This is a genomic window from Pseudomonas sp. BF-R-01 (genome assembly GCF_019946615.1).
Lineage (GTDB): Bacteria > Pseudomonadota > Gammaproteobacteria > Pseudomonadales > Pseudomonadaceae > Aquipseudomonas > Aquipseudomonas migulae.
This window is the reverse complement of the sequence record NZ_JAGYFX010000027.1, coordinates 48,119-69,413: the sequence shown is the minus strand read 5'-3', so window position 1 is coordinate 69,413 and position 21,295 is coordinate 48,119. Positions and strand designations below refer to the sequence as shown.

General features: G+C 59.4%; 17 protein-coding genes. 12 read left to right on the top strand and 5 right to left on the bottom strand.

Annotated features, from left to right (window positions below):
* Positions 1-83: 83 nt before the first annotated feature.
* Both KGB27_RS12865 and KGB27_RS12860 read right to left on the bottom strand, forming a co-directional pair.
* A complete protein-coding gene (locus KGB27_RS12865; RefSeq protein ID WP_223554742.1) occupies positions 84-737 on the bottom strand; it encodes a response regulator transcription factor in 654 nt (217 codons plus the stop codon).
* A 119-nt stretch (positions 738-856) separates the two neighbouring features.
* Complete coding sequence (locus KGB27_RS12860) at positions 857-3,253, bottom strand: PAS domain S-box protein (RefSeq protein ID WP_223554740.1); 2,397 nt, start codon at positions 3,251-3,253, stop codon at positions 857-859.
* A 73-nt stretch (positions 3,254-3,326) separates the two neighbouring features.
* On the opposite strand from KGB27_RS12860, the gene KGB27_RS12855 reads away from it, so the two are divergent.
* Positions 3,327-4,319: an alpha/beta hydrolase family protein gene (locus KGB27_RS12855; RefSeq protein WP_223554738.1), complete on the top strand. Its 993-nt coding sequence runs from the start codon at positions 3,327-3,329 to the stop codon at positions 4,317-4,319.
* 127 nt (positions 4,320-4,446) lie between these two features.
* Here KGB27_RS12855 and KGB27_RS12850 read toward each other — a convergent pair whose 3' ends face one another.
* Genes KGB27_RS12850 through KGB27_RS12840 form a run of 3 tightly spaced genes read right to left on the bottom strand, consistent with a single transcriptional unit; the run spans position 4,447 to position 6,903 of the window.
* Positions 4,447-5,214, bottom strand: a complete 768-nt coding sequence (locus tag KGB27_RS12850) for a TerB family tellurite resistance protein (protein WP_008035968.1) — start codon at positions 5,212-5,214, stop codon at positions 4,447-4,449.
* Position 5,215: 1 nt separating this feature from the next.
* The gene (gene murU, locus KGB27_RS12845) at positions 5,216-5,887 is read right to left on the bottom strand and encodes an N-acetylmuramate alpha-1-phosphate uridylyltransferase MurU (protein WP_192229283.1); all 672 of its coding nucleotides are present in this window, start codon (positions 5,885-5,887) and stop codon (positions 5,216-5,218) included.
* Positions 5,884-6,903 carry an aminoglycoside phosphotransferase family protein gene (locus KGB27_RS12840; RefSeq protein ID WP_223554735.1) on the bottom strand — a complete coding sequence of 340 codons (1,020 nt, stop codon included), beginning with the start codon at positions 6,901-6,903 and terminating at the stop codon, positions 5,884-5,886. The genes murU and KGB27_RS12840 overlap by 4 nt, the downstream gene beginning before the upstream one ends.
* 130 nt (positions 6,904-7,033) lie before the next feature.
* On the opposite strand from KGB27_RS12840, the gene KGB27_RS12835 reads away from it, so the two are divergent.
* From KGB27_RS12835 to KGB27_RS12785, 11 genes are all read left to right on the top strand, one after another.
* Positions 7,034-9,832: an LPS-assembly protein LptD gene (locus KGB27_RS12835; RefSeq protein WP_223436289.1), complete on the top strand. Its 2,799-nt coding sequence runs from the start codon at positions 7,034-7,036 to the stop codon at positions 9,830-9,832.
* On the top strand, positions 9,813-11,129 hold the full coding sequence (gene surA, locus KGB27_RS12830) for a peptidylprolyl isomerase SurA (protein WP_223436287.1): 1,317 nt from the start codon (positions 9,813-9,815) through the stop codon (positions 11,127-11,129). The genes KGB27_RS12835 and surA overlap by 20 nt, the downstream gene beginning before the upstream one ends.
* A complete protein-coding gene (gene pdxA, locus KGB27_RS12825; protein ID WP_223554733.1) occupies positions 11,126-12,115 on the top strand; it encodes a 4-hydroxythreonine-4-phosphate dehydrogenase PdxA in 990 nt (329 codons plus the stop codon). The genes surA and pdxA overlap by 4 nt, the downstream gene beginning before the upstream one ends.
* On the top strand, positions 12,112-12,930 hold the full coding sequence (gene rsmA / locus KGB27_RS12820) for a 16S rRNA (adenine(1518)-N(6)/adenine(1519)-N(6))-dimethyltransferase RsmA (RefSeq protein ID WP_008027060.1): 819 nt from the start codon (positions 12,112-12,114) through the stop codon (positions 12,928-12,930). Before pdxA ends, rsmA begins: the two co-directional genes overlap by 4 nt.
* A gap of 123 nt (positions 12,931-13,053) precedes the next feature.
* The gene (gene apaG / locus KGB27_RS12815; RefSeq protein ID WP_008027059.1) at positions 13,054-13,434 is read left to right on the top strand and encodes a Co2+/Mg2+ efflux protein ApaG; all 381 of its coding nucleotides are present in this window, start codon (positions 13,054-13,056) and stop codon (positions 13,432-13,434) included.
* On the top strand, positions 13,434-14,318 hold the full coding sequence (locus KGB27_RS12810; protein WP_008027057.1) for a symmetrical bis(5'-nucleosyl)-tetraphosphatase: 885 nt from the start codon (positions 13,434-13,436) through the stop codon (positions 14,316-14,318). The genes apaG and KGB27_RS12810 overlap by 1 nt, the downstream gene beginning before the upstream one ends.
* 33 nt (positions 14,319-14,351) lie before the next feature.
* Positions 14,352-14,681 carry a thiosulfate sulfurtransferase GlpE gene (gene glpE, locus KGB27_RS12805; protein WP_008027054.1) on the top strand — a complete coding sequence of 110 codons (330 nt, stop codon included), beginning with the start codon at positions 14,352-14,354 and terminating at the stop codon, positions 14,679-14,681.
* A 296-nt stretch (positions 14,682-14,977) separates the two neighbouring features.
* Positions 14,978-16,900: a PrkA family serine protein kinase gene (locus KGB27_RS12800; RefSeq protein WP_008027052.1), complete on the top strand. Its 1,923-nt coding sequence runs from the start codon at positions 14,978-14,980 to the stop codon at positions 16,898-16,900.
* Positions 16,901-17,104: 204 nt separating this feature from the next.
* The gene (locus tag KGB27_RS12795; RefSeq protein WP_008035961.1) at positions 17,105-18,376 is read left to right on the top strand and encodes a YeaH/YhbH family protein; all 1,272 of its coding nucleotides are present in this window, start codon (positions 17,105-17,107) and stop codon (positions 18,374-18,376) included.
* On the top strand, positions 18,373-19,935 hold the full coding sequence (locus KGB27_RS12790; protein WP_008027050.1) for a SpoVR family protein: 1,563 nt from the start codon (positions 18,373-18,375) through the stop codon (positions 19,933-19,935). Before KGB27_RS12795 ends, KGB27_RS12790 begins: the two co-directional genes overlap by 4 nt.
* Before the next feature lie 63 nt (positions 19,936-19,998).
* The gene (locus KGB27_RS12785; RefSeq protein ID WP_008027047.1) at positions 19,999-21,228 is read left to right on the top strand and encodes a multifunctional CCA addition/repair protein; all 1,230 of its coding nucleotides are present in this window, start codon (positions 19,999-20,001) and stop codon (positions 21,226-21,228) included.
* Positions 21,229-21,295: the final 67 nt, after the last annotated feature.

Sequence of the window (21,295 nt, the reverse complement as noted above, 5' to 3'; positions counted from 1 at the left end):
AGGCTTGCCCGCGAAGGCGATCTTACTGACGCTAAAAGCTTCGCGGGCAAGCCTCGCTCCTACAGGATCCGTGGTGAATCGTGTTAGAGCAGTTTGTGTTCCATGGCGTACTTCACCAGTTCAGCCAGGGATGTGATGTTGAGTTTCTGCATCAGCCGCGCCTTGTGGGTGCTGATGGTTTTGCTGCTCAGGGCCAGTTGCTGGGCGATGTCGTTGACGTTGGCGCCCTGGGCCAGGCGTTCGAACACCGAGAATTCGCGCTCCGAGAGCAACGAATGCAGCGGCCGCGAATCGGTCAGGCCGACTTCGAAAACCATGCGGTCGGCCAGGTCCGGGTCGATGTATCGACCGCCCGCCGCGACCTTGCGGATCGCCGTCAGCAGCAGCGCCGGGTCGCTGTCCTTGGTCGCGTAACCCGCCGCGCCGACCTTCAACGCCCGGGCAGCCATTTGCGCTTCGTCGTGCATCGACAACACCAGGATCGCCGGTGGATTGTTCAGTGCGCGAATCCGCGGAATCGCTTCCAGGCCATTGACGCCCGGCATCGAGATGTCCAGCAACACCACTTCGCAAGGCACATGACGCAAGGTTTCGAGCAACTGCTCGCCATTGCTCGCCTCGCCCACCACCAGCAAGTCCTTGGCCAGGCCGATCAGTTGTTTAATGCCTTCGCGAACGATGGTGTGGTCTTCGGCTACCAGTACACGGATCACGGTCTTCTCCAGATTCAAGATCATTCGCGAGCAAGCCCGCTCCCACATTGGATTTGTGTAAATGAGCAAATCGCTGGCACACAGGGATCAAATGTGGGAGCGGGCTTGCTCGCGAAGGCGTAAGTACCATCAACACAAATTCTTCAGGCCTCATCCAAAGGTACGCGCACACTCAACGTCGTGCCCTCCCCCGGCTCACTTTCAAGCGACAGCTCCCCGCCCATGATCAACACCCGCTCGCGCATGCCCACAACCCCGAAGGATGTTGGCCGGCCAGTAGCGGCGACAAATCCTACGCCATCATCGCTGACAGTCAGACACAACTCGTCGCCCTCAAGCGTCAATGTCAGTTCAACAGTATGCGCCTGGGCATGCCGCATGACATTGGTCAGCGCTTCCTGAAGGATCCGGAACAAGCCGATCGCCTTGGCATCGCTGAGCACCGGCAAGTTCTCCGGTACTTGCACCAGACACGGAATCTGCGTGCGCGCCTCGAAACGCCGGGCCTGCCATTCGATGGCCGAAGCAATCCCGGCATCGAGAATCGGTGGCCGCAGTGCCGTGGCCACATCGCGCACCAGTTGGAACAACTGAGCGATCAAGCGCTTCATGCTGTTCAAACGTTCATTCAGACCTGGGTCGAGCTGGGCGTAGGCCAGTTCGCACATGGACGTTTCCAGTTTCAGCACGGTCAACATCTGACCCAACTCGTCGTGAACTTCCCTGGCGATGCGCGCCTTTTCCTCTTCTCGCACGCTCTCCAGGTGTGCGGACAATTCACGCAATTGCTCACGGGAGCTGGCCAGTTCCAGCTCGATGCGCTTGCTCTCGCTGATGTCCCAGACGATGCCGTCCCAGACATAGGTGCCGTCATCGAGGCGACGCGTGATGGCCTTGATCTCGGCCCAACGCTGATCGCCCTGGCGCGTGAGAATCCGCCCTTGCCACGACCAGTCACTGTCAGTGTCCAGCGCATGATCCTGCGTCTGGTGGTAACTGGCCTTGTCGTCCGGATGCACCAGGCTGCGCAGGCCTTTGTCGCGGTGGGCCAGGGTCGCCGGCGAGTAACCGACCAGGCTCTCGCTGCCCTCACTGATGTAGGCAAAGTCGATCTGCCCTGTCATCGGTGCCCGCTCCAGGCGAAAGACCAATCCCGGTACGTTGGCAGCGATCCCTTGCAGACGCGCCTCGCTTTCCTGCAACGCGGCCAGCGCACGACGACGCTCGGTGACGTCGTTGAGGTAGACCACCAGGTATTCGCCATCGCGAAAACGCAGGAAGCTCAACGACACATCCGTCGGCAGAATGCTGCCATCGGCTCGTAGGCAATTGGTTTCAAAGCTGAGCGGCCCTTCTTCGCTGGCGCGGGCGCGTTTCCACAGGTTCAGCCAGCGGTCCATGTGCAGACCCGGTTCAAAGTCGATCAACGGCCGATCGATGATGCCACCCGACGGATAGCCGAGCATGGTTTCCGCGGCGCGGTTGGCGTAGCGCACATGGCTGTCCCAGTTGACCCAGAGAATGCCGACGGTGCTCTGGTCGATAGAAAACTGGGTGAGGCGCAGCGCTTCTTCGCTGGCGGCACGCAAGGCAATGTCTTCCCGAGCCACCAACAACCGTTGCTCAAGACTGTGTTGCTGCCGACGTTGCCAGACCACGATCGCCATGCAGCTCAGCATCAACACCGCCAACAGCAGGCAGAGGTTCTGCCAGAAACCCGGCGACTCGGTCAGTCGCGGGTATTTGGCTTGCAGCCATTGGTTGTGCAGTTGTTCCAGGTCCTTGGCGGGGATCGCCCGCAGCGCGCTTTCGATGATGCCGGCGAGTTCCGGCCAGTCCCGCCGTGTAGCCACGCGCAGCAGTTGCGGCAGGCCAATATCACCGACCACCACCAAGCCGGCAAACTCCGGTTCGACAGACAAACGCCCGAATTGCGCTTCGTCGACCACGGCATAACTGGCCTGCTGACTCAACAACAGTTGCAGTGCCTGACGCTCGATCGGCACGCCCTGGAGATTCAGGTGCGGGTAATTGCTGCGCAGGTAATCGGCGGTGGCGCTGGGCATGCGTACGGCGACGCGGGTCTGGCTGTCGAGTTTTTCCAGCTCGACCACGCCGGCGCCCTTCTGGTCGCTGACCACCAGTTGCGGCACCCGCATGTATGGATCGGAAAACTGCCACAGGCGCAGCCCGCCGGGGGTTTGCGCCAACCCAGGGGCGATGTCGATTTCACCTTCGCGCGCGGCGGCTTCCAGTTGCGCAAGGTCGGGATAGTTACGCCAGCTCAGCTCGACCTTGAGCGCTTTTGCCACCCACTTCATCAGCTCGACGTTAACCCCGGACAGCCGCTGTAAACGGCGATCGTATTGCGCATAGGGCACTTGTAACACCAGTCCGACGCGCAACTCATCATGTTGCGCGAGCCATTGTTGCTGGCTCGCAGACAACTGCGCGGTGTGCGCCGGTGGCGCAGGCGCCGCCCAGCCCATCAAGGGAAACCACAAACAGCCGATAACCCACAGACAGCAAAAACGCATCATTGAAGTCTCACACACTGACAAATACTGACCAACCCATTAGGCTGCCGGAACCACTTCTGGCCTGGAATATCCGATGCCCCCTGTCTACCGCCTGGCACTGCCAGCATTGTGCCTGTCGCTGATCCTGCCTTGCGCCTTTTCCGTCGAGGCCGCAGACCCGGCACCGGCCGCCGCGGAAAAACCCGCAGACGAAAAACCGGTTGAACGTCAGCCGCTGCTTGAGCGTAGTCAGGAAGAAGCGGCAGCACTTGAGCGAAAAATCCCCGTTCAGGAACAGCAACAACTCCAGGCCGGCAGCGACACGTTTCTGGCCTTGTGGAAGCCGGCCAATACCGCTGACCCCAAGGGTGCGGTGATTATCATCCCGGGCGCTGGCGAAACCGTTGACTGGCCGCAGGCAATCGGTCCGTTGCGGCGCCAATTGCCGGACGCCGAGTGGAGCAGCCTGAGTATCACCTTGCCAGACGTGCAAAGCGATGCCATTGCGCCACGTATTGTTGAAGTAACGCCACCGCCCAAAGCACCTGATGCCGCCAGCAAGGACTCGACCACGGCGGCGCCCATCGAACAGGCGGCGGGCGGTGAAGCGGAGGTGGCCGACAAGGCCATTGCTGAAACCAGCGACGAACAGGTCAAAGCCGACGCCGAACGAATTTTTGCACGCATCGATGCGGCTGTTGCCTACGCCGAACAGCAGAGCGCTCGCAGCATCGTGGTGCTGGGTCACGGCACCGGCGCTTACTGGGCCGCGCGTTATCTGAGCGAGAGGCAGCCCTCGCAAGTCGAGAAGTTCGCGATGGTCGCTGCGCAGACGCCCGTGGCAGCGAAACCTGGCTTGGCTGAGCTGACGCCGACACTAAAACTGCCCACCGCCGACATCTTCTATAAGGACAAGCCGCTGGACCGCAATGCGGCTCTGGAACGCTTGCAGGCCAGCAAGCGCTTGAAAGGTTCGGCGTTCAGTCAGGTATCGCTCAAGGCGTTGCCGGGTGACTCGAAAGCAGAGCAAGAGCAGTTGGTTCGCCGGGTGCGGGGCTGGTTGAATCCTCAGGCTGCGGCGGACTGATAGACCGAGTCGCGCCCTTCGCGGGCAAGCCTCGCTCCTACAGGTTTATGTCGTATGCAATTTTTGTGATCGACATAAACCTGTAGGAGCGAGGCTTGCCCGCGAAGGCGTCATCACTGACGACGCATCACTTGAAATCCCGCCGCTGACGAATCAACGTATAGGCGTTATGCAATTCGCGCGTCTTGTCCGTTGCCTCGCGCACCTGCAACGCCGTCGCACCGCTGCCGGCAATTTTGTCCGGATGATGACGACTCAGCAGGCGCCGATAGGCGCGTTTGATCTGCGCCGGTTCGGTGGTGGCGGACACACCCAACAGCGACAACGCTTCCTGATAAGTGATGGCAGTGCCGGCCGACGATTGCTTGTGCGGCTCATAGTCAGACGCCAGTGCCTGCACCTGATACGACGTCCAGCCCAGCCATTTACCCCATTGGCGAATCAGTTCGCGCTCGGCATGCCCGGCACGACCATCGGCCCAGACCATTCGCCAACAGGCGCGCAATACGCCTTCCGCCGCATGGGGTTGCTCACTCAAGCGTCGCAGATAACCGCGCAACCGGTCACGGCCCGACTTGCCGCGGTTGAACGCGGCAATCGCCCGACGCTTGGCCGACTCGGACATGTCCAGTGCCTGCATTTCCAGGCGCGCCTGCTGGATATGTCCGTCTACCACTCGCCCATCGCATTTGGCCAGCCGTCCCAGCAATACGAACAGCAGCTCATCGTTGCGCAGCACCGGCCTGCCACCGAGCTTTTCACGCAAATGTCCCCACGAATGCAATTGCAGGTGCCGATCCAGCGCCTGCCCCAATAAAGCGCCGAGCAAGGCCCCCGGAATGCTGGCAATGGCAAAGCCCGCTCCGGCTCCAATCAGAGTCCCTGGCCACAGCATCTCAGCGACTCGCTTCAATCAGAGTTTCAACTTCCGCCAGACGCTCGTGAGTTCCGACATCCACCCACCGTCCGCTCAGCCGCTCACCCGAGACTTGCCCATCGGCCATGGCCGTGCGCAGCAGCGGTGCAAGCTTGAACGCCCCGGCGGTGTGCCCGTCGAACAGCTGCGGATGCAACACTGCAATGCCGCTGTAAGTCAGGGTCGGCGAATCTGCCTGGCCGTCGTGCACTCGCCCGTCGACCAGCGTGAAATCGCCTGCCGGGTGGTGGCTCGGGTTATCCGCCAACACCAGATGCGCCAGGCCGCTGATGGGTTGATGCAAGACGCTGAAGTCATAGTCGGTCCAGATATCACCGTTGACCACCACAAACGCCTCATCACCCAACAATGGCAATGCACGGAAAATCCCGCCACCGGTCTCCAGCGGTTCACCTTCGGGCGAGTACTGGATACTCACGCCATAACGCGAGCCATCGCCCAGATAGTCTTCGATCTGCTGTCCCAGCCAGGCATGGTTGATCACGATTTCGGTAAACCCGGCAGCGGCCAGCGCGCGCAGGTGATACTCGATCAGCGGCACCCCGCCAGCGCGGACCAGCGGTTTTGGCGTGGTCAGGGTCAGCGGGCGCATGCGCTCGCCTTTACCCGCAGCCAGAATCATTGCCTTCATGCATTCACTCCAGCACGCAGACTCAGCAGCAACACATCCAGTTCCGCCAGTTCAGGACGGCGGGCGACCACTGCTTCTATATAAGCAAAGAAGCGCGGCACGTCGGCGAGGTAACGCGGCTTGCCATCGCGATGGCAGATGCGGGCGAAGATACCAATGACTTTCAGGTGACGCTGCACGCCCATCAGGTCGCTGGCGCGCAAGAAGTCTTCGAAGTCTGGCTGGACGGGAATGCCGAGGGCACCCGCTTGCTGCCAGTAATCTTGCAGCCAACCGTGCACTCGCTCCTCGGGCCAGCTCAGGAACGCGTCCTTGAACAGGCAGGTCACGTCATAGGTCACCGGGCCATAGACCGCATCCTGGAAATCCAGCACGCCGGGATTCGGCTCGCTGAGCATCAAGTTGCGCGGCATGTAGTCGCGATGCACCAGGACTTTCGGTTGCGCCAGGGCGCTGTCGATCAGCAGCTGCGACACGTTCTGCCAGAGCATTTGCTGCGCAGGGTCGAACTCGATGCCCAACTCACGCTTCACAAACCACTCGGGGAACAATTCCAGCTCGCGACGCAACAGCGCCACGTCATAACTCGGCAGCGGAGCAACCATCGGCAACTGCTGAAAAGCCAACAGAGCCTGCAAGGCATCCTTGAACAAATCGTCGGCATTTTCGCTGTCGATAACGTCCAGATAGGTCTTGTTGCCCAGGTCATTGAGCAAAAGAAAACCGCGCTCGAGGTCTTCGGCATAAATTTTCGGCACATTTATTCCGGATTTCGCCAGCAAAAAAGCGATATCCACGAAGGGTTTGCAGTTTTCCTGGGGCGGCGGCGCGTCCATTACGACGAAACTTTTGCCGCCGCCTTCCCAACGGAAATAGCGCCGAAAACTCGCATCACTGCTGGCCGCGGTCAACGTGGCCGGGGGTACGGCGCCCCAACTCTGCTCTGCAAAGAGGGTCGCCAACTGCTCATCGAGCCAAACTTTCAGGTGTTGCAAACGTACATCTTGGTCAGGCATTGCAAGGGTCTCCGACGGCGCTAGCCGTCAAGCGGGTCATGCTTTATTATCCAGCATCTTTTTCAGACCATCGAGAGGCGTGCGGCCCACACCGCGGGCAGATGGCACGCAGGAAGCCCGGACTAATAAGATGGCATTGAAATCCCCCGCGTTTCGTAAAAAATTTCCGTTGTTGGTCACTGGCAGTCTGCTGGCCCTGCAACCTCTAGCCACTTCGTTCGTGGTCGCCGCGGAACAGTATGACTGCTCAGTCTCTGCTTCGGGTGCCTGGAACTGTGCGCCCAAGACGTCGGCGGCTGCATTGCCACCGCGTCCCATCCATGAGGGCAGCGCAGTCTCCGCAACCGGTGAAGCACCTACCGAGAGCGGCGCCAGTGAAGACACCGGCACCAAGCCTGTGCTGGTCACCGAATCCAAAGGCCGCGCCCTCAAGTCCCGTAGCGCAGACTACAGTCACCTCGACTGGGTTCCGCGCGAGAATCTCACTGCAGCGCAATTGGCCGAAACCGGTCCTTACTGCTCTGGTTCCTATATCGAACCAATTCGTCCTGGCATGAATGACAAGACGAATAAAAGTGACGCCCCGACGTTTGTCGGTGCCAAGGCTTCTCGCTACAAGCAGGATGAACAGATCGCTACCCTGGCCGGTGACGTGGTCCTGCGTCAGGGCAGCATGCAGGCCGAAGCCGACGAAGCGAACCTCTACCAGGCCGAGAGCCGTGGCGAGCTGGACGGCAACGTGCGCATTCGCGACAACGGCGCGCTGATCGTCGGCGACCACGCCGAAGTGCAGCTCGACACCGGCGAAGCCAAGGTCGACAACGCCGAATACGTGATGCACAAATCCCGTATCCGCGGTAACGCGCTGTATGCCAAGCGTGCCGAAAACGCGATCATCCGCCTCAAGGATGGTACGTACACCACGTGCGAACCGAACAGCAACGCCTGGCAGCTCAAGGGCAACAACATCACCTTGAACCCGGCGACCGGTTTCGGTACCGCGACCAACGTGACGCTGCGGGTCAAGGACATTCCGGTTCTGTACACGCCGTACATCTACTTCCCGATCGATGATCGTCGTCAGTCCGGCTTCCTGCCGCCAACCATTGGCAGCGGCAGCGACACTGGCTTCCTGTTGGTCACCCCGTACTACTTCAACCTGGCGCCGAACTACGATGCCACGTTGTACCCGCGCTACATGAGCAAGCGCGGCCTGTTGATGGAAGGCGAGTTCCGTTACCTGACCAAGTCCACCGAAGGTCAGTTCGGCGCCGCGTACCTCAACGACGAGGACGACGATCGCAAGCTTCAAACGGATTACGAAAAAACCCGCTACATGTACAACTGGCAGCACAAGGGCGGTCTCGACTCGCGGGTATTCACGCAGGTCGACTACACCAAGATCAGCGATCCGTATTACTTCCAGGATCTGCAGACCGACCAGCTTGGCGTGAAGTCGTCCGATTACGTGAACCAGCAGGGCTCTGTCAGCTATCGTGGCGACAGCTACGTTGCACGCCTCAATGCCCAGGCCTATCAGCTGGCGACCGTATCGAACATCACACCGTACGACCGCCTGCCACAGCTCACCTTCAACGGTCAGTTGCCAACGCACCCGAACGGTTTGAATTTCGACTACGAAACAGAAATCGTGCGATTCGAGCGAGACCTGCAAACGGGCTCGTTCTCCGATGAAGACGGCAACCTGTCGCCTCGTCTGGACACCAACGTAGCGGGCCTGGCTCGTGCCAACGGTAATCGTCTGAACCTCAAGCCAGGCGTGAGCCTGCCGCTGGACTGGACGTATGGCTTCGTCAAGCCATCGCTCAAATATCAATACACCCAGTACGACCTGGATCTCGATGGCACCGGTAAAAACGATCTCCTGACGAACCGCAATAACGCTTCGGCGCTTGGCGAGTCCTTCAGCAGCTCGCAAAACCGCGGCGTCCCGATCGCCAGCGTCGACAGCGGCCTGTATTTCGATCGCAACACCACCTGGTTCGGCAAGAACTATCGCCAGACCCTGGAACCGCGCCTGTTCTACCTGTATGTCCCTGAAGAAGACCAGAAGGACATTCCGGTTTTCGACACCGGCGAGTACACCTTCAACTATGCGTCGCTGTTCCGCGACAACCGCTTCTCGGGCTCCGACCGCGTCGGCGACGAGAACAAACTGTCGCTGGGCGTGACCAGCCGCTGGATCGAAGAAAACGGCTTTGAACGTCAACGCATCAGCGTCGGCCAGGCCTTGTACTTCAAGGATCGCGAAGTCCAGTTGCCGGGTATCGACGCAAAAACCCGCGAAGATGCGCAGGCCAACGTTTCTCCGTATGCGCTGGAATACGAATACCGCTGGAACCGCGATTGGCGCACGACTGCCGATTACAACTGGGATCCGGACAGCCACAGCCCTCGCTCGGGCAGTGCGATGTTCCACTACCAGCCTGAAGACAACCCGAACAAGGTCATCAACGCCGGCTATCGCTATCGCAATGACCAGGTCCGTTACGACCAGAACACCGGTCAATGGTCGGTGGGTGGTGGTGACTACGGCACGCCGGGCACCCCGGGTTACGTGAAGGACTACTACAAGATCCAGCAGCACGACTTCTCGGTGATCTGGCCGATCGTGCCGCAATGGAACGCCATCAGCCGCTGGCAGTATGACTACAACCAGAACCGTACTCTGGAAGCCTTCGGTGGTTTCGAGTACGACAACTGCTGCTGGAAACTGCGCCTGATCAACCGTTACTGGGTTTCCTATGACGAATTCAGTCAGGAAGCTCCGCAAAACGAAAAAGGCGACCATGGCATCTTCCTCCAAATCGTTCTGAAAGGTCTCGGCGGCGTTGTTGGCCAAAAAGTAGAGAGCTTCCTCGACAAAGGCATCCAAGGTTATCGTGAACGTGAAGACCAAGCTTTCTGATTGTCTGCGCCCGCTGATGCTGGGCGCGCTGTTCCTGGGTACTGCGGCGAATGCCGCGGTACAGTCCATCGATAAAGTGGTGGCCATTGTCGACAACGATGTGGTCATGCAGAGCCAGCTGGACCAACGTGTTCATGAAGTTCAGCAAACCATCGCCAAACGCGGTTCTGCTGCGCCGCCGGCCAGCGTGCTGGATCAGCAGGTGCTTGAGCGCCTGATCGTCGAAAACCTGCAACTGCAGATCGGCGAACGCTCCGGCATTCGCATCACCGATGAAGAGCTGAATCAGGCGGTCGGCACCATTGCCCAGCGCAATAACATGTCGATCGATCAATTCCGCGCGGCCCTGACTCGTGATGGCCTGTCTTATGAAGACGCTCGCGAGCAGATTCGTCGTGAAATGATCATCAGCCGCGTGCGTCAACGCCGTGTGGCTGAGCGCATTCAAGTGTCCGAGCAGGAAGTGAAGAACTTCCTCGCTTCCGACCTTGGCAAAATGCAGCTGTCCGAAGAGTTCCGCCTGGCCAACATCCTGATTCCTACACCGGAAAGTGCTAACTCCGATGCGATTCAGAGTGCTGCCAAACAGGCCGACGCGGTTTACCAGCAGCTCAAGCAAGGCGCTGACTTCGCTCAGTTGGCAATCGCCAAATCCGCCAGCGAAACCGCACTGGAAGGCGGCGACATGGGCTGGCGTAAAGCCGCTCAATTGCCACCTCCGTTCGATCGCATGCTGAGCACCATGTCGGTCGGCGATGTCACCCAACCGATGCGCACGCCGGGCGGCTTCATCATCCTGAAGATCCTCGACAAGCGTGGCGGCGAGACCCAGACCCGTGACGAAGTACACGTGCGTCATATCCTGGTCAAACCTAGCCCGATCCGCGACGAAGCAAAAACCAAGGCCCTGGCCCAATCGCTCTACACCCGTATCGAAGCGGGCGAAGATTTCGGCGAACTGGCGAAAAGCTTCTCGGAAGACCCGGGTTCCGCCCTCAACGGCGGCGACCTGAACTGGATCGACCCGAATGCATTGGTGCCCGAGTTCCGCGAAGTGATGGCCAATACCCCGCAAGGTCAGCTGTCCAAGCCGTTCCAGACCCAATATGGCTGGCACGTCCTGGAAGTCCTTGGCCGCCGCGCCACCGACAGCACCACCCAGGCCCGTGAGCAGCAAGCAATGACCGTACTGCGTAACCGCAAATACGACGAAGAGCTGCAAACCTGGCTGCGTCAGATCCGTGACGAAGCGTACGTAGAGATCAAACTCCCTGGTGCAGACCAGGCAGCGCAGTGAAACCCCAACGTTTCGCGCTGACACCCGGCGAACCGGCCGGCATAGGTCCTGACCTGTGCCTGCTGGTTGCCTCGCAAGCCCAGCCACACCCCCTGATTGCCATTACCAGCCGCGACCTGCTCCTTGAGCGGGCCGCGCAGTTGGGCGAGGTCGTTGATTTGCTGCCGGTAACCCCGGACAGCTGGCCGGATGTCCCCGCGCCAGCCAACAGCCTGTATGTCTGGGATACGCCGCTCAATGCGCCGGTGACTGCCGGTCAACTCGACAAAGCCAATGCTGCTTTCGTTCTGGAAACCCTGACCCGCGCTGGTCAGGGCTGCCTGGACGGGCACTTCGCCGGCATGATCACCGCCCCTGTGCACAAGGGCGTGATCAACGAATCGGGTATCGCCTTTTCCGGGCATACAGAATTTCTCGCCGACCTGACGCAGACCGCGCAAGTGGTGATGATGCTTGCGACCCGCGGATTGCGCGTGGCGCTGGTCACCACTCACCTGCCCCTTCGCGAGATTGCCGATGCAATCACACCGGAGCGTCTGGAGCGGGTCACGCGGATTCTGCATGCCGACCTGCAACAAAAATTCGGCATCGCCCAGCCGCGTATCCTGGTGTGCGGGCTCAATCCCCATGCCGGCGAAGGCGGACACCTGGGCCATGAAGAAATCGACATCATCGAACCTACATTAGAGCGCCTGCGTGGCGAAGGCATGGACCTTCGCGGTCCCCTGCCCGCCGACACTCTGTTTACCCCCAAATATCTGGAGCACTGCGACGCGGTGCTGGCGATGTACCACGACCAGGGCTTGCCCGTGCTGAAATACAAAGGCTTCGGCGCAGCAGTCAACGTGACCCTCGGCTTGCCGATCATCCGCACGTCGGTCGACCACGGCACTGCCCTGGACCTGGCCGGCAGCGGCAAAATCGACACCGGCAGCCTGCAAGTCGCCCTGGAAACCGCCTACCAGATGGCCGAGACCCGTTTATGACCGAGCATTACCAACACAAGGCGCGCAAACGCTTTGGCCAGAACTTCCTGCACGATGCCGGCGTTATCGACCGCATCCTGCGCTCCATCCATGCCAAGCCCGAAGACCGCCTGCTGGAAATCGGTCCGGGCCAGGGTGCGCTGACCCAGGGCCTGCTGAACAGCGGTGCCCAGCTGGACGTAGTAGAGCTGGATAAAGACCTGATCCCGATCCTCAACCAGCAGTTCGCCGGCAAGAGCAATTTCAACCTGCACCAGGGCGATGCGCTGAAGTTCGACTTCAACAGCCTGAACGCCGCGCCGAACAGCCTGCGCGTGGTGGGCAACCTGCCGTACAACATCTCCACGCCGCTGATTTTCCACCTGCTGCACAACGCAGGCATCATTCGCGACATGCACTTCATGCTGCAGAAAGAAGTGGTCGAGCGTCTGGCGGCAGGCCCTGGCGGCGGTGACTGGGGTCGTCTGTCGATCATGGTCCAGTACCATTGTCGTGTAGAGCACCTGTTCAATGTTGGCCCCGGCGCATTCAACCCGCCGCCGAAAGTCGATTCTGCCATCGTGCGCCTGGTGCCTCACGCCGTACTGCCGCACCCGGCCAAGGATCACCGCTTGCTGGAGCGCGTCGTGCGCGAAGCCTTCAACCAGCGCCGCAAGACCCTGCGCAACACCCTCAAGTTGCTGCTGAGCAACGACGAAATCACCGCCGCCGGTGTCGACGGCAGCCTGCGCCCGGAGCAGCTCGATCTGGCCGCCTTCGTACGCTTGGCCGACAAACTCAGCGAACAAGTCCTACAGAAACCCGCCGCCGACTGACAGGCAACAAGCGTTATCGGGTAGGACACCAGCCATCATGTCTGGTTTACTACCCGATACTTGGCCTAGACTGAGTTCCATCAGCTACGCCCCGCGTCCCGCTTCGTTTTTAAGGCCTCTTGAATGTCCGATCCTCGTTATCAGGTCGACGTCAGCGTCGTCACCCGCTATCTGGCAGAACAATCGCAACCCGAGCAAAACCGCTTTGCCTTCGCTTACACCATCACCGTGCACAACAATGGCGAATTACCGGCCAAGCTGTTGTCTCGGCACTGGGTGATCACCGATGGTGACGGGCATGTCGAGGAGGTTCGCGGTGCCGGCGTGGTTGGCCAACAGCCGTTGATCAAGGCAGGCGAGAGCCATACCTATAGCAGCGGCACGGTGATGACGACCAAGGTCGGCAACATGCAAGGCAGCTATCAAATGATTGCCGAAGACGGCAAACACTTCGACGCCATCATCGCTCCATTCCGCCTGGCGGTGCCCGGAGCCCTGCACTGATGGCGACGTACGCCGTTGGCGACCTGCAAGGTTGCCTCGAACCTTTGAAATGCCTGCTCAAGCAAGTCGCCTTCGACCCTGCCCGGGACAAACTGTGGCTGGTGGGCGATCTGGTCAACCGTGGCCCGCAGTCGCTGGAAACCTTGCGCTTCCTCTATAGCATTCGCGAATCACTGGTGTGCGTGCTCGGCAACCACGATCTTCATCTGCTGGCCGCCGGGCATAACATCGAACGCCTGAAGAAAGCCGACACCCTGCGCGAGATTCTCGAAGCACCGGATCGTGTGGAACTGCTGGAATGGGTGCGCCAGCAAAAGCTCATGCATTACGACGAGCAGCGCAACATCGCCCTGGTCCACGCCGGCATCCCCCCGCAATGGTCGCTGCGCAAAGCCCTGAAGTGCGCCGCCGAAGTCGAAGAGGCCCTGCGCGACGATAATCGCTTCGCGCCTTACCTCGACGGCATGTACGGCAACGAACCGCTGAAATGGGACAGCGATCTCAAAGGCGTAACCCGCCTGCGTGTGATCACCAACTATTTCACCCGCATGCGTTTCTGCACCAGCGAAGGCAAACTCGACCTCAAGGGCAAGGAAGGCGTCGACACCGCGCCGCCAGGTTATGCGCCGTGGTTCACTTACAAGGAGCGCAAGACCAGGGACGTGAAGATCATCTTCGGCCACTGGGCAGCGCTCGAAGGCCAGTGCAACGAACCGGGCATCTTCGCCCTCGACACCGGTTGCGTCTGGGGCGGGTCGATGACCTTGATGAACGTCGACACCCTTGAGCGACTGCAGTGCAAATGCGACGAGCATGGCCACACCTTCCTGCCGTCAGTCGCCTCCCCCATTTCCGAACAAACGCCAGCCAGCGCCCGGCGCTAGACTGCGCTTTCAGCCGAGCCACAGGAGCCCGCCATGAGCGAATTCAAACGTATCCCCCCAGAACAGGCCCAGGCCCTGCGCGAACAAGGCGCAGTGGTCGTCGATGTTCGAGACCCGGCAACATTTGCCGCGCTGCACATCAGCGGCTCGAAGCATCTGGACAACCATTCCCTGCATGCTTTCATTCAGGGCGCAGACCTGGACGCACCGACGGTGGTGGTCTGCTATCACGGCAATTCCAGCCAGGGCGCAGCGGCCTACCTGATCAGCCAGGGCTTCTCCGATGTCTACAGCATGGACGGCGGTTTTGAGCTGTGGCGTACGACTTATCCTTCGGAAACCGCGCAAGGCACTTCCGAATAATTTTTTTGTAACGTGCAAGCCCCGGCTGCCGCGGGCTCGCGCGGTGGCAGACGAACGGTCTGCCACAACTAATTACGTATCTCGCCTTTACCTCCCGAATAAGCAACTATCCTTAAGCGCAGGCCATCCAAAACAGGGGAGAGCCGGTACACCGGCGCGCGGGTCATCGGGAGTAGCTTTCGGGGCGGTACGCTTTGAAAGGGTTCTGGGGGGTAAACAGCGACTGCATATCCGGTCGCTGCCAGCATCGACTGACTGATCCGGCGTCGGCTCCACGTATCGAGCGAGGTGACGTCATGAGTATCTTTAGCCACTTCCAACAACGCTTCGAGTCCACACGCCAGGAAGAACTCTCACTGCAAGAGTACCTGGAGCTGTGCAAAAAGGACCGCAGCGCCTACGTTTCCGCCGCCGAGCGTCTGTTGCTGGCCATCGGAGAACCGGAGCTGCTCGACACCTCGACCAACTCGAGGCTTTCGCGAATTTTTTCCAACAAGGTGATCCGCCGCTATCCGGCCTTTGAAGACTTCCACGGGATGGAAGAATGCATCGACCAGATCGTCTCGTATTTCCGCCATGCCGCTCAGGGCCTGGAAGAGAAAAAACAAATCCTCTATCTGCTCGGCCCCGTCGGCGGCGGTAAATCGTCCCTGGCCGAGAAGCTGAAACAGCTTATCGAGAAGGTGCCTTTCTACGCGATCAAAGGCTCGCCGGTTTTCGAATCTCCTTTGGGTCTGTTCAACGCCACCGAAGATGGCGCGATCCTCGAAGAAGATTTCGGCATTCCGCGGCGCTACCTCAACACCATCATGTCGCCATGGGCCACCAAACGCCTGGCCGAGTTCGGCGGCGACATCAGCCAGTTCCGCGTGGTGAAGCTCTATCCGTCGATCCTCAACCAGATCGCCGTGGCCAAAACCGAGCCGGGAGACGAAAACAACCAGGACATCTCGGCACTGGTGGGCAAGGTCGATATCCGCAAACTGGAAGAATTCCCGCAAAACGACGCCGACGCCTACAGCTACTCGGGCGCACTGTGCCGGGCCAACCAGGGCCTGATGGAATTCGTCGAAATGTTCAAGGCACCGATCAAGGTGCTGCACCCATTGCTGACCGCCACCCAGGAAGGCAACTACAACAGCACCGAAGGTCTGGGGGCGATTCCGTTTACCGGGATCCTGCTGGCCCACTCCAACGAATCGGAATGGCACACCTTCCGCAACAACAAGAACAACGAAGCCTTCATCGACCGGATCTACATCGTCAAAGTGCCGTACTGCCTGCGGGTCAGCGACGAAGTGAAGATCTACGACAAGCTGCTGTTCAACAGTTCGCTGGCCAAGGCCCATTGCGCGCCCGACACCTTGAAGATGCTCGCCCAGTTCACCGTGCTCTCGCGCCTCAAGGAGCCGGAGAACTCGAACATCTACTCCAAAATGCGCGTGTATGACGGTGAAAACCTCAAGGACACCGATCCGAAGGCCAAGTCGATCCAGGAATACCGCGACAATGCCGGTGTCGACGAAGGCATGAACGGTCTGTCGACCCGTTTCGCGTTCAAGATTCTGTCGAAGGTCTTCAACTTCGATCCGCACGAAATCGCCGCCAACCCGGTGCATTTGCTCTACGTGCTGGAACAACAGATCGAACAGGAACAATTCCAGGCTGAAACCCGCGAACGTTACTTGCGCTTCCTCAAGGAATACCTGGCGCCGCGTTACATCGAGTTCATCGGCAAGGAAATCCAGACCGCCTACCTCGAGTCGTACAGCGAGTACGGCCAGAACATCTTCGATCGCTACGTGCTGTACGCCGACTTCTGGATCCAGGACCAGGAATACCGCGACCCGGAAACCGGCGAGATCCTCAATCGCGTGGCGCTGAACGAAGAACTGGAGAAAATCGAAAAACCGGCCGGTATCAGCAATCCGAAGGATTTCCGCAACGAAATCGTCAACTTCGTGCTGCGCGCCCGTGCCAACAACAACGGCAAGAACCCGACCTGGCTCAGCTACGAAAAACTGCGGGTGGTCATCGAGAAGAAAATGTTCTCCAACACCGAGGACCTCCTGCCCGTCATCAGCTTCAACGCCAAGGCGAGCAAAGAGGACCAGCAGAAACACAACGACTTCGTCACACGGATGGTCGAGCGGGGCTACACCGACAAACAGGTACGACTGCTGTCCGAGTGGTACCTGCGGGTCAGAAAATCACAATAACCCGCTGCCGGTCAGACCGGTTGTCGTCAGCCAGAGGCCTGTGTACGCATTTTCTGTTACACAGGCCTCTGGAAGGTGTTCGAAAGTCGGTAGCGAGTTCAGGCAGCATCCAAAGCGCTTGGGGGAGCGTTGAATATCCCTTGGCCTTCGGTCCGATGCTGCATCACCGCTCGCCCCTTTCAGGACAGCTTCTAAGGAGCAGTCATGAGCTATGTGATCGACCGACGTCTCAATGGCAAGAACAAGAGCACGGTGAACCGTCAGCGGTTTCTGCGGCGTTACCGTGATCACATCAAAAAGGCTGTCGAAGAGGCGGTCAGCCGGCGCTCCATCACCGACATGGAACACGGCGAACAGATCAGCATTCCCGGCCGCGACATCGACGAGCCGGTGCTTCACCACGGTCGCGGGGGCAAACAGACCGTCGTGCATCCCGGCAACAAAGAGTTCACCAGCGGCGAACACATCGCCCGTCCGCCCGGAGGTGGCGGCGGCAGAGGGCCCGGCAAGGCTGGCAACTCGGGTGAAGGCATGGACGAATTCGTCTTCCAGATCACCCAGGAAGAGTTCCTCGAGTTCATGTTCGAGGACCTGGAACTGCCCAATCTGGTCAAGCGCAACCTGACCGGCACCGATACCTTCAAAACCGTTCGTGCAGGCATCAGCAACGAAGGCAACCCGTCGCGGATCAACATCATCCGCACCTTGCGCTCGGCCCACGCCCGACGAATCGCCCTGTCCGGCAGCAGCCGGGCGAAACTGCGCGAAGCCAAAGAGGAATTGCTGCGACTCAGGCAGGAAGAACCGGACAACTTCGGCGATATTCAGGAAATCGAGGCGGAAATAGAAAAACTCAGTGCGCGCATTCATCGCATACCGTTCCTCGACACCTTCGACCTCAAGTACAACCTGCTGGTCAAGCAACCCAACCCCAGTTCGAAGGCGGTGATGTTCTGCCTGATGGACGTGTCCGGCTCCATGACCCAGGCGACCAAGGACATCGCCAAGCGTTTCTTTATCCTGCTGTACCTGTTCCTCAAACGTAATTACGACAAGATTGACGTGGTTTTTATCCGCCACCACACCAGTGCCCGGGAAGTGGATGAGGAAGAATTCTTCTATTCCCGCGAAACCGGCGGCACCATCGTTTCCAGTGCGTTGAAACTGATGCAGGAGATCATGGCCGAACGCTATCCGAGCAACGAGTGGAACATCTACGCCGCCCAGGCTTCCGACGGCGATAACTGGAATGACGACTCGCCGATCTGCCGCGACATTCTGATCAACCAGATCATGCCGTTCGTGCAGTACTACACTTACGTTGAGATCACCCCGCGCGAACATCAGGCCCTGTGGTTCGAGTACGAGCGCATCGCCGAAGCCTTTTCTGACACCTTTGCCCAGCAACAACTGGTCTCGGCCGGGGATATCTATCCGGTCTTCCGTGAACTCTTCCAGCGCAGGTTAGTGACATGACCGCCAAAGAGCAGAAGCGCCAACCCATTTCCACCGGCTCCGAATGGACGTTCGAGCTGATCCAGGCCTACGACCGCGAAATCAGTCGTATCGCGGCTCGTTATGCGCTCGACACCTACCCTAACCAGATCGAAGTGATCACGGCCGAGCAGATGATGGACGCGTATGCCTCCGTCGGTATGCCGCTGGGTTATCACCATTGGTCGTACGGCAAACACTTCCTCAGCACCGAAAAATCCTACACTCGCGGGCAGATGGGACTGGCCTACGAAATCGTGATCAACTCGGACCCCTGCATCGCCTACCTGATGGAAGAAAACACCATCTGCATGCAGGCGCTGGTGGTGGCTCACGCCTGCTACGGGCACAACAGCTTCTTCAAAGGCAACTACCTGTTTCGCACCTGGACCGACGCCAGCTCGATCATCGATTACCTGGTGTTCGCCAAGCAGTACATCATGCAGTGCGAAGAGCGCCACGGCATCGACGCGGTCGAGGACCTGCTGGACTCCTGCCATGCGCTGATGAACTACGGGGTTGACCGCTACAAACGCCCTTACCCGATTTCCGCCGAGGAAGAACGTCGTCGGCAAAAGGACCGGGAGGAGCATTTGCAGAAACAGATCAACGATCTGTGGCGCACCATTCCGAAAGGCGCGGACAAGTACAGCGACCGGGACAACGCACGCTTCCCCGCCGAACCGCAGGAAAACATCCTGTACTTCATCGAAAAACACGCGCCGCTGCTGGAGCCCTGGCAGCGGGAGATCGTGCGGATCGTGCGTAAGATCGCCCAGTATTTTTACCCGCAACGCCAGACTCAGGTGATGAACGAAGGCTGGGCCACGTTCTGGCATTACACCCTGATGAACGACCTGTACGACGAAGGCCTGGTCACCGACGGCTTCATGATGGAGTTCCTGACGTCCCACACCAGCGTGGTCTTCCAGCCGGGCTTCGACAGCCCGTACTACAACGGAATAAACCCCTACACCCTGGGCTTTGCCATGTACCGTGATATCCGGCGCATGTGTGAAACCCCTACCGAGGAAGATTATCGCTGGTTCCCGGAAATCGCTGGCACCGACTGGCTATCCACCATCAAGTTCGCCATGAGCAGCTTCAAGGATGAAAGCTTCATCCTGCAGTACCTGTCGCCGAAGGTGATCCGCGACCTGAAATTGTTCAGCATTCTCGATGATGATCAGAAGGACGACCTGCTGGTACCGGCCATCCACGACGAAGATGGCTACCGCACCATCCGGGAAACCCTGGCCGCGCAGTACAACCTGGGCAATCGCGAACCCAACATCCAGATCTACAGCATCGACCGCCGCGGAGACCGCTCCCTGACCCTGCGTCACCAGCAACACGACCGCAAACCGCTGGGCGAGTCCACCGAGGAAGTGCTTAAACACTTGCACCGCCTCTGGGGCTTCGACATTCACCTGGAAACCCTGCAAGGGGATCAGGTGATGAAAACCCACCACGTACCGCCCAGAAGCGAGCACAGCGAAGGCGAATACGGCCGGCTGGACCTAGCCGTCATTCATCTTTGATCCTGTTCGTGCCTCCGCAAGCTCGACGCAACGGTTATTCTGTCGGGCTAACGGAGGTTTTTTATGCGGATTTATAAAGTCGGCGGTGCGGTACGCGATCGCCTGCTGGGCAAACCTGTCACCGATATCGACTGGGTCGTGGTCGGCGCCACCACCGAAGAAATGCTCGCCAAGGGCTATCGCCCGGTGGGCGCGGACTTCCCGGTGTTTCTTCATCCAAAAAGTGGTGAGGAATATGCCCTCGCCCGGACTGAACGCAAAAGCGGACGCGGTTACGGCGGTTTTACCTTTCACGCCAGCCCCGAAGTCACCCTCGAAGAAGACCTGATTCGTCGCGACCTGACGATCAACGCCATGGCTGAAGACGATCAACAGAATTTGACCGACCCGTACCATGGCCAACGCGATCTCGAAGCTCGCGTTCTGCGTCACGTTTCCCCCGCATTCGCCGAAGATCCGCTCCGTGTTCTACGTGTTGCGCGCTTTGCCGCTCGTTATGCGGAATTGGGCTTCACCGTCGCACCGGAAACGCTGGAGCTGATGCGCCAACTCAGCGAGTCGGGCGAACTGGAGGCATTGACCGCCGAACGTAGCTGGAAAGAAATTTCCCGCGCACTGCTGGAAGATCAACCGCAGGTATTTATCGAAGTGCTGCGCGAGTGCGGCGCTCTCAAGGTGCTGATGCCAGAAGTCGATGCCCTGTTCGGCGTACCGCAACCGGAAGCTCATCACCCGGAAATCGACACGGGCGTACACACCTTGAGCGTGCTTGAGCAATCAGCGTTGCACAAACAACCACTGACTGTGCGCTGGGCTTGCCTGCTGCATGACCTGGGCAAAGGACTGACGCCGAAAGAAGACTGGCCGCGGCATATCGCCCACGAACACACCGGCCTGAAGCTGATCAAAGCGGTCAATGAACGCTTCAAGGCACCGAAGGACTGCCAGGAACTGGCTTTGCTGGTGGGGCAATATCACACCCATGGCCATCGCGCCCTGGAGCTAAAGCCCTCGACGCTGCTGGAGCTGCTGCAAAGTTTTGACGTCTATCGTCGTCCGCAGCGGTTTGAGGAGTTTATTGCGGCGTGTGAAATGGACGCGCGCGGGCGCAAAGGGCTGGAGCAGAGAAGTTATCCACAGGCGGATTATTTGCGCGGGGCGGCGAACGCTGCTCGCAGCGTGGCGGTACAACCGTTGCTGGAGAAGGGATTCAAGGGGCCGGAGTTGGGAGAGGCGATCAAGCGTGAGCGGCTCAAAGCGCTGAAGATTTACAAAGAGACGGCGCCTTCCTGAAAAGCTTCGCGAGCAGGCTCGCTCCCACAGGTTTAGCGCAACCCTTGTGGGAGCGAGCCTGCTCGCG